Below are 8,646 nucleotides of genomic sequence, written 5' to 3' on the forward strand. Positions count from 1 at the left end.
CTGGTCGCTCCGGCCCCGTACGGCCCCGGCCTACCCGGCGGCGGGCACCTGCGGCATACCGAGCTCGACGCCGGGCACGCGGGCGGCCGGTGCCGCGACGCGCTGGTATGACGAACCCTGCTGCGGTCGTCCGTCCCGCTCGCCCTTGGCCGGCCACATCGCGATGGCCCGCTCGGCCTGCGCGGTGATGGTCAGGGACGGGTTGACACCGAGGTTGGCGCTGATCGCCGACCCGTCGACCACGTGCATGCCGGGGTAGTTCCAGACCCGGTGGTAAGGGTCGATCACGCCGTGCTGCTCGTCCTCGGAGATCGCGACACCACCGAGGAAGTGGGCGGTCATCGGCATACCGAAGAACTCCGGCCAGCACACCCCGGCGACGACGTCGACGTTGCCGATCTTCTTCAATTGCTCGGACATGGCGCGAATCGCCTTGTGCCCGGCGGGGATCCAGCGCGGGTTCGGCTCGCCATATCCCGGCGCCGTCGTGAGCCCGACCCGACCGAAACGGCGACGCGGCTTGACGGTGATCGAGTTGTCGATGCTCTGCATGACCAGCGCGATGATGGTGCGCTCGCTCCACTTCGGCCCCAGGACCCGGGCGGCCCGAAGCGGCCCCTTTGCGAGCTGACCGACCAGCTCGCTGGTGCGCCCGAGGACGTTCTTGTCGCCGTTGACCAGGAAGGTCGACAACAGCCCCATGAGGTTGGAGCCCTTGCCGTAGCGGCAGTTCTCGATGTGGGTGCGCTCGTCGATGTGGAAGGAGGTGGTGATGGCGACACCGCGGGTCAGGTCGACACCGTCCGGCACCTTGACCGCGGCGGCGCCGCCGAGCTCCTCGGAGTTGGTGCGGGTGAGTTCACCGAGTTTGTCGGACAGGTGCGGCAGGCGCCCACTGACCTTCATCCGGTGCAGCAGGTTCTGGGTGCCCCAGGTGCCCGCCGCGACGACGACCTGCTCGGCGGTGACGCTGCGCCGGTCCTTGGCGACCCAGGCGCCGGTGCGTTCGGTGGTGATCCGGAAACCGGTCGACACCGGCTCGACGTCGACCACCGTGCGCAGCGGCTCGATCGTCACACCGCGGCGCTCGGCCAGGGCCAGGTAGTTCTTCATCAGCGTGTTCTTGGCGCCGACCCGGCAGCCGACCATGCAGTTGCCGCACTCGGTGCAGCCGGTGCGTTCGGGACCCTCGCCGCCGAAGAACGGGTCGGACACCTGCTTGCCGGACTCGCCGAAGAAGACGCCGACCGGTGTCTTGCGGAAGGTCGAGCCGACTCCGAGGGAGTTGGCGGTGTCCTTCATCAGCTGCTCGACCGGGCCGTTGCACGGGTTCTCGTCGACGACGCCCAGCATCCGGCGCGCGACCTCGTAGTGCGGGCTCAGCTCGGCGTCCCAGTCGGTGATGTGTCCCCACTGCTGGTCGTTGAAGAACTCGGCCGGCGGCTTGTAGAGGGTGTTGGCGTAGTTGAGCGAGCCGCCGCCGACGCCGGCACCAGCCAGGATCATCACGCCGGGCAGCTGGTGGTAGCGCTGGACGCCGAAGCACTTCAGCCGGGGGGCCCAGAGGTACTTGCGCAGGTTCCAGGACGTCTTGGCGAACTCGTGGTCCTCGAAGCGACGACCGGACTCGAAGACGTGGACGTCATACCCCTTCTCGGCGAGGCGCAGGGCGGAGACCGCGCCACCGAAACCGGAGCCGATCACCACCACGTCGTGGTCGAATCCCGTGTGCTGCGAAGCAGATCGGATGTCGGTCATGGCAGACGGATTCCCTTCATCATGCGCATACCGGTCGCCATCGACCGCGCCCAGACCTTCTCCGGAACACCCGGCGGGATCTTGAACGGCGTGCCGCGTTGGACCGAGATGTTCTGTGTTTCGGTGTATTTGAGGATGCCCTCGGCGCCGTGTCGACGCCCGAGGCCGGACTCGCCCATGCCGCCCATCGGCGAGCCGTTGCTGCCCCAGGCGGCGATGTAGCCCTCGTTGACATTGACGGTGCCGCAGCGGATCCGCTCGGCGATCCGGCGGCCGCGGCGGGTGTCCTTGGTCCACACCGAGCCGTTGAGGCCGTAGTTGGTGTCGTTCGCCAGCGCGATGGCTTCCTCGTCACCGCTCACGCGGTAGACGGACACGACCGGGCCGAACGTCTCCCCCATCCGGCAGTCCATGCCGGAGGTGACGCCCTCCAGGACCGTCGGCTCGTAGAAGTAGGGCCCGAGCTCCGGCCGCGGGTGGCCGCCGGCCAGGACGGTCGCGCCCTTGGCGCGTGCGTCCTCCACGTGCTGGGTGACGCGCTCCAGCTGCGCCGGGGAGATCAGCGAACCCATGTCCACTCCCCACGACAGGTCCGCGCCGAGCGTCATCTTGCGCACCCGGGTCAGGAAGTGCTCCAGGAACTCGTCGGCGATCCGCTCGTGCAGGATGAGCCGCTCGATCGAGATGCACAACTGCCCTGCGGAGGAGAAGCACGACCGCACCGCGCTCTCGGCGGCATTCTTCAGGTTGGCGTCCTCGGCGACATACAGGGCGTTCTTGCCGCCCAGCTCCAGCGAGGCGCCGACGAGTCTGGCCGCCGCACGCTGGGCGACCTTGCGCCCGGTGGTGGTCGAACCGGTGTACATGACGTAGTCGGCACGGTCGAGCACTGCTTCACCGACCGTCTGTCCGGGTCCGAGGACGACCTGCAGCACGTCCTGGGGCAGGCCGGCCTGGTCCAGCAGTTCGACAGCGCGCAGGGCGGTCAGTGATGCCTTCTCATCCGGACGCAGCACGACGGCGTTGCCGGCGATGAGCGCGGGCAGGGCATCGGTGATCGACATCGACAACGGGTAGTTCCACGGGCCGACGACGCCGATGACGCCACGCGGCTGGTGCAGCTCGGTCGACTGCGTCAGCACGGGTATGGCGCCCAGGTGCTTCTGCGGCCGGAGGTAGCCCTCGGCCTTGCGCGCGTAGTGACGGCACACGCCCGCGACGTCGAGGACCTCCTCGAAGGCGTGCTTGCGCGCCTTGCCCGACTCCAGCTGGATGAGATCGAGCAACTCGTCGCGGTGCCGCAGGATCAGGTCGTGGTAGCGCAGCAGGACCCGGGCGCGGTCGGCCACCGAACGCGCTGCCCAGCCGGTTTGTGCGGCGCGCGCTGCGTCATACGCCCGCTCGACGTCGGTGATGGTCGACACCGGCAGCTTCGCGATGACTCCGCCGGTGAACGGCGTCAGGCAGTCGAAGGTCTGCGCCTGCGCGCCCGCCCGGACGCGGTGCGCGAGGCGGCCCGGCAGGGTCGGGTCCACCGTGTGCGGTGCCGGACTCGGCCGATGCTCATCGGCCGGATCGGGGATTTCCGTGGTCGCCGTGGTTTGGAGCTGATCCGTCATTACTCAAGAGTAACGTGGCCGGCGTCACAGCGGGCGGGAGGTGTTCGCTTTCCTACCCGGACGTAACTAGGAGCGCTGGTATGGCGCCACCAGCGTCTCGACGCGCTGGAATTCCTTCAGCTCCGAGTAGCCGGTCGTGGCCATCGCCCGGCGCAGCGCACCGACCAGGTTGGTGGTGCCGTCGGCGCTCTGCGCGGGTCCGACGAGGATCTGCTCGAGCGTGCCGGCGGTGCCGACCTCGACGCGTTCGCCGCGCGGCAGCGCCTCGTGGTGCGCTTCGCTCCCCCAGTGGAAGCCGTGTCCGGGTGCGTCGGTGGAACGCGCGAGCGATGCTCCGAGCATGACGGCGTCGGCGCCGCACGCGAACGCCTTGACGATGTCACCGGACAGGCCCATGCCGCCGTCGGCGATGACGTGCACGTAGCGGCCACCGGTCTCGTCCATGTAGTCACGGCGGGCCGCGGCGACATCGGCGACCGCGGTCGCCATCGGCACGTGGATGCCGAGCGCACGGCGCGTGGTGTGCGCCGCTCCCCCGCCGAAGCCGACGAGGACGCCGGCCGCACCGGTGCGCATCAGGTGCAGCGCCGCGGTGTAGGTCGCGACGCCGCCGACGATCACCGGCACGTCGAGCTCGTAGATGAAGCGTTTGAGGTTCAGCGGCTCGGCGCGGCCGCTGACGTGCTCGGCCGACACGGTCGTGCCTCGTATGACGAACAGGTCGACGCCCGCGTCGACGACGGTCTTCCAGTGCTCCTGGGTCCGCTGCGGCGACAGCGCACCCGCGGTGGTGACGCCGGCCTCGCGAATCTCGTTGAGCCGCAAGGTGATCAGGTCGGGCCGGATCGGCGCACGGTAGATCTCCTGCATGCGGGAGATCGCCTGTGCCGGGTCGAGCTGCGCGATCTCGCGCAGCAGCGGCTCGGGGCTCTCGTAGCGGGTCCACAGGCCCTCGAGGTCGAGCACCGGCAGGCCGCCGAGCTTGCCCAACTCGATCGCGGACGCCGGGCTCATCACCGAGTCCATCGGGGCTGCGACGACGGGCAGCTCGAAGTGGTAGGCGTCGATCTGCCAGCCGACGGACACGTCCTGCGGGTCGCGCGTGCGGCGGGACGGCACGATCGCAACGTCGTCGAAGGAGTATGCGCGGCGGCCCCGCTTGCCTCGGCCGATCTCGATCTCAGTCACCAGAGCAGGCTACCGATCCGGCGCCCACCGCCGCCCGACGGCCCGCAGTTCGGTCGGGCCGCAGGCGGTGTGAGACGACGATGCCGAGCATGGCGGCCAGACCGGAGAGCGCCAGGCCGCTGACGAAGGCCAGGGTCTGCGAGTGCGGCGTGAAACCACCGAAGACGATCGCGGACACGGCCAGCAGCACGGAGGTGGTCAGCATTTCCGCGGTCTGCAACGACGACGCGTTGCGACCCTGCTCCTCGGGCGTCGACAGACCCATCAGCAGGACCGTGAGCGGCGAGTAGGCCAGGCCGATGCCGCCACCGCCGATGAGCCACGCGCCATACAGGATCCAGGAGGGGGTGGCCGGCCACGCGGCCGACAGCGCAATGCCGATCCCGATCGTCAGCAGTACCAGGCCGGTTCGCGCCAATCGCCGCTGGTCCTCGTATGACGAGCGCCTGCCGGCGACCCACGCCCCGAAACTCCAGGAGAGCGCGCCCACGGTCAGCACGAGGCCGGCTTCGGTCGCATCCATGCCGTGCTGTCGGGTGAGCATGAGTGGCAGGTAGATGTCCGTCCCGAGGAACGCGGCACCCAGCAGGGCCCTCGTCGCGATGACCGCCGGCATACCGCGCTGTCCGCGGATCGTGCCGGCCGGGACCAGCCGAGGCACCGACGCCACCAGCAGCACCATGCCCACCACCGCGAGGACGAGTGCCGGCAGCAGCGAACGATCCGCCGCGACCGACAGCGCAACGGATCCCAGGGCTGCCGCGACCGCGGCGACCAGCCGGCGCCGCACGCGCGCTGCAGGATCCTGCGTGCGCACGACCGCAGGCAGGCGGCGCATCGCGGGAAGCAACAGCGCCAGGGCGGGTACGGCGAGCGTCGCTCCGATCCAGAAGACCCAACGCCAGGTGAGTTGCGTGGCCAGATAGCCCGCGAGCGGCGGACCGAAGAGCGAGGGCGCGACCCAGGCGGCGGAGATACTCATGAAGATCTTCGGTCGCAAGGTGTCCGGGAACGCCATGGCGATCAGCACGTAGAGCGCGACGCTGTCCAGGCCGCCGCCGACACTCTGCACGGACCGGCCGACGATCAGCATCACCATCGACTGTGCCGAGCCGGCGATCAGGAGACCCGCCACGAAGAGGCTGACTCCGGTCAGCACCACCACTCGCGGACCGGCCGAGTCGGCCCATGGCCCGGCCACGACCATCGCCAGCACGGCCGTCGCCAGCGGCACCGCGAACACCACCGGGTAGATCGCCAGACCGTGCAGCTCCCGCGCGGCGGTCGGCATCGCCGTGGCCACCGCGATCTGTTCGAAGGCGACCAGCACCTCCAGCAGGACGACGCCGATCAGCGTCATCCGACGCAAGGGTGTCCACAGGCTGTTGCTCACCCGGCAACGCTAGGACCTCAAGCAAGGTTGAGCGCAACGAACCGGACTTGTGGTGGAGTGATCGCATGGATGACCTGGCACGCTCTCGGAGCAACACCGTCGACGACGTGATCCGCCGGTCCGCGAGCCGCTTCGGCGACCGGACCGCACTGCGGTTCGAGGACCGCAGCCTCAGCTACGCCGAGCTCGACCGAGCCGTCGACGCGGTGGCCGCACACCTGCGGGCCCTGCGGCTGGCGCCCGGCTCGCGAGTGGCGGCATACGGCAAGAACTCGGACATGTATGTCGTCGCGTTCCTCGCGTGCTCGCGCGCCGGGCTGGTGCACGTGCCGATCAACTACAACCTGGTGGCGCGCGAACTCGACTACCTGCTGTCGCAGTCCGGCAGCTCCGCGGTGCTGGTCGACCCGGGCCTACGGGACCGGCTGGACGAGGTGCCCAGCTGCCCGGAGACGGTCCTCGCGTTGCGCGGCGACGACTCGCTGCAGCAGGTCGCGCTGGCCGGTGCCGCGGATCCCGATACACCGCAGGTGTTTTCGGGGTCCAGCGATGAAACCGTCGTCCAGCTGCTCTACACCTCCGGCACGACCTCAGCCCCGAAGGGCGCGGTGATGAGTCATCGCGCGCTCGTGAGCGAATACGTCAGCTGCGTCGAGGCACTCGACTTCGCCGAGGACGACGAGACGTTGCATGTGATGCCGCTCTACCACTCGGCGCAGATGCACGTCTTCGTCCTGCCGGGGCTGATGGTCGGCAGCAGCAGCACGATCCTGGAGGTCCCGGCGCCCGACGACATCCTGCGCCGGCTGTCGTCCGACGGCCATCGAGCGTTCTTCGCCGCGCCGACGCTGTGGGTCGCGCTCGCGAACCACCCCGACTTCGCGGAGCGCGGCCTCGGCGAGTTGCGTCGCGCCTACTACGGTGCGTCGATCATGCCGGTGCCGATCCTGCGTCGGTTGCAGGAACGATCCCCCGGCCTGGGGTTCTACAACTGCTTCGGCCAGTCCGAGATCGGGCCGCTGGCAACGGTTCTCGGCCCGCAAGAGCACGCCGAACGACCGGACAGTGCCGGGCGTCCGGTGCTCTTCGTCGAAGCTCGTGTCGTCGACAGCGACGGCAACGACGTCCCTGCCGGCGAGCAGGGCGAGATCGTCTACCGCTCACCGCAGCTGTGCGACGGTTACTGGGACAACCCGGACGCGTCGGCGGCCGCCTTCGAGGGCGGCTGGTTCCATTCCGGCGACCTGGTCCGGCGTGACGAGCAGGGCTACGTCTTCGTCGTCGATCGCATCAAGGACGTCATCAACACCGGTGGTGTCATGGTCGCATCGCGCGAGATCGAGGACGCGCTGTACACCCATCCCGCGGTCGCCGAAGTCGCGGTCGTCGGCATACCCGACGACAAGTGGATCGAGATGGTGACGGCATTCATCGTCGCCAAGGACGACGTCACCGCCGAGCAACTGATCGAGCACGCACGCGGCACCCTGGCGCCGTTCAAGGTGCCCAAGCGCGTCGAGTTCGTCGACGACCTACCGCGCAACGCCTCCGGCAAGATCCTCAAGCGCGCGTTGCGCGACACCACCGGCTGAGCACCGCGAACAAGGACTACCCGGGTGATCCCGTCGGGCTCGGTGTGTATGGCGGCAAGCTGCTCTCCGAACCGACGACCGACACCGCCGAGCAGGATGTGGTCTTCGACTCGCGCACCGGCGCCATGACCTTCGGCCATCACCAATGGTCCGGAAAGGCCGTCAACAAGCGCACCGGCGCCACGTTGACCATCGACAGCGTCGACCATCCGCCGGCCGTTCCGGCCGCCTGTGTCACTGGGACGGCCTGTGACCAGCAGGGTGAATCTTCTTGGATCACAACGGAATTCGGATCTTCCACGCCGACGGGTGCCGGCGAGGAAGTCGTCCTCGACCGCAAGGGCTGCGTCATACGGGCCGCTGCGGGCCGTGGCACGAGTCTGGCCGCCGGACAGACCGCGATCCAGGCGACCGGCTCCGACGCGACGGCACTGCAGCAATTCGCCGGCCGGGGCGCGTGCTTCCGGTTGGGGCAGTCGCTCCGTGACGAACAGGGTCACGCGGTGCGGCTGTCTCGCTCGACGTATGGCGTGAACGGCCGCTACCGGCTCGTCGCCGGTGGTGAGATCGTCGCACCGAGCGGGACCGGCAGCATGTTCGACCGGAATCCCCGGACGATCCTGGGCCGAACCGCGGACGGCCGGATCTCGCTGATCACGATCGACGGCCGTATGACGACCAGCGTCGGCACCACGATCGCCGAGACCGCCGCGGTCGCGAAGTCACTGGGTCTCTCGGACGCGACAAACCTGGACGGCGGCGGTTCCACGACGCTGGCCTCACCGACAGGAGCGCTCAACACTCCCAGCGGCAGTGGTGGCAGCGAACGCCTGGTCGGTGATGCCGTGGTCTGGGTTCCCTGACGACTGGGGCATCGCGGAATCGCACGTCGTGCAGGCCCATGGGGTCCGTATGCCGTGCTCGGCAGTTGAGGACCAGCAGGACGTGCGCGGGAGCGCACTGTCGAGTCTCAGGACATCGGTAGCACTGGATGTCTCAGGACATCGGTAACACCTGATGGGCGATTGCTCATGATGAGCGATGGTCAGAGATGGGGTTCCGGTGAGTCCAGAATTCGCGGTGTTGGTTGCGCGGG

Annotated in this window: 6 protein-coding genes; 2 read left to right on the forward strand and 4 right to left on the reverse strand. The window is 69.0% G+C overall.

The features are described 5' to 3' along the window. Nucleotides 1-30: 30 nt before the first annotated feature. The 4 genes from VG502_RS11620 to VG502_RS11635 form a co-directional block, all read right to left on the reverse strand. Complete coding sequence (locus VG502_RS11620; RefSeq protein ID WP_325550222.1) at nucleotides 31-1,758, reverse strand: GMC family oxidoreductase; 1,728 nt, start codon at nucleotides 1,756-1,758, stop codon at nucleotides 31-33. Beyond that, nucleotides 1,755-3,377: a succinic semialdehyde dehydrogenase gene (locus VG502_RS11625; RefSeq protein WP_325550223.1), complete on the reverse strand. Its 1,623-nt coding sequence runs from the start codon at nucleotides 3,375-3,377 to the stop codon at nucleotides 1,755-1,757. Before VG502_RS11625 ends, VG502_RS11620 begins: the two co-directional genes overlap by 4 nt. Nucleotides 3,378-3,443: 66 nt before the next feature. Then, nucleotides 3,444-4,565: a GuaB3 family IMP dehydrogenase-related protein gene (locus VG502_RS11630; RefSeq protein ID WP_414655737.1), complete on the reverse strand. Its 1,122-nt coding sequence runs from the start codon at nucleotides 4,563-4,565 to the stop codon at nucleotides 3,444-3,446. Continuing rightward, complete coding sequence (locus tag VG502_RS11635) at nucleotides 4,558-5,958, reverse strand: MFS transporter (RefSeq protein WP_325550224.1); 1,401 nt, start codon at nucleotides 5,956-5,958, stop codon at nucleotides 4,558-4,560. The genes VG502_RS11630 and VG502_RS11635 overlap by 8 nt, the downstream gene beginning before the upstream one ends. A gap of 65 nt (nucleotides 5,959-6,023) precedes the next feature. On the opposite strand from VG502_RS11635, the gene VG502_RS11640 reads away from it, so the two are divergent. Next, complete coding sequence (locus VG502_RS11640) at nucleotides 6,024-7,550, forward strand: fatty acyl-CoA synthetase (RefSeq protein ID WP_325550225.1); 1,527 nt, start codon at nucleotides 6,024-6,026, stop codon at nucleotides 7,548-7,550. 44 nt (nucleotides 7,551-7,594) lie between these two features. Further along, nucleotides 7,595-8,413, forward strand: a complete 819-nt coding sequence (locus VG502_RS11645) for a phosphodiester glycosidase family protein (protein ID WP_325550226.1) — start codon at nucleotides 7,595-7,597, stop codon at nucleotides 8,411-8,413. The last annotated feature ends 233 nt before the right edge of the window (nucleotides 8,414-8,646 follow it).

It is taken from the genome of Flexivirga sp. (assembly GCF_035551235.1).
Taxonomy (GTDB): Bacteria; Actinomycetota; Actinomycetes; order Actinomycetales; family Dermatophilaceae; genus Flexivirga.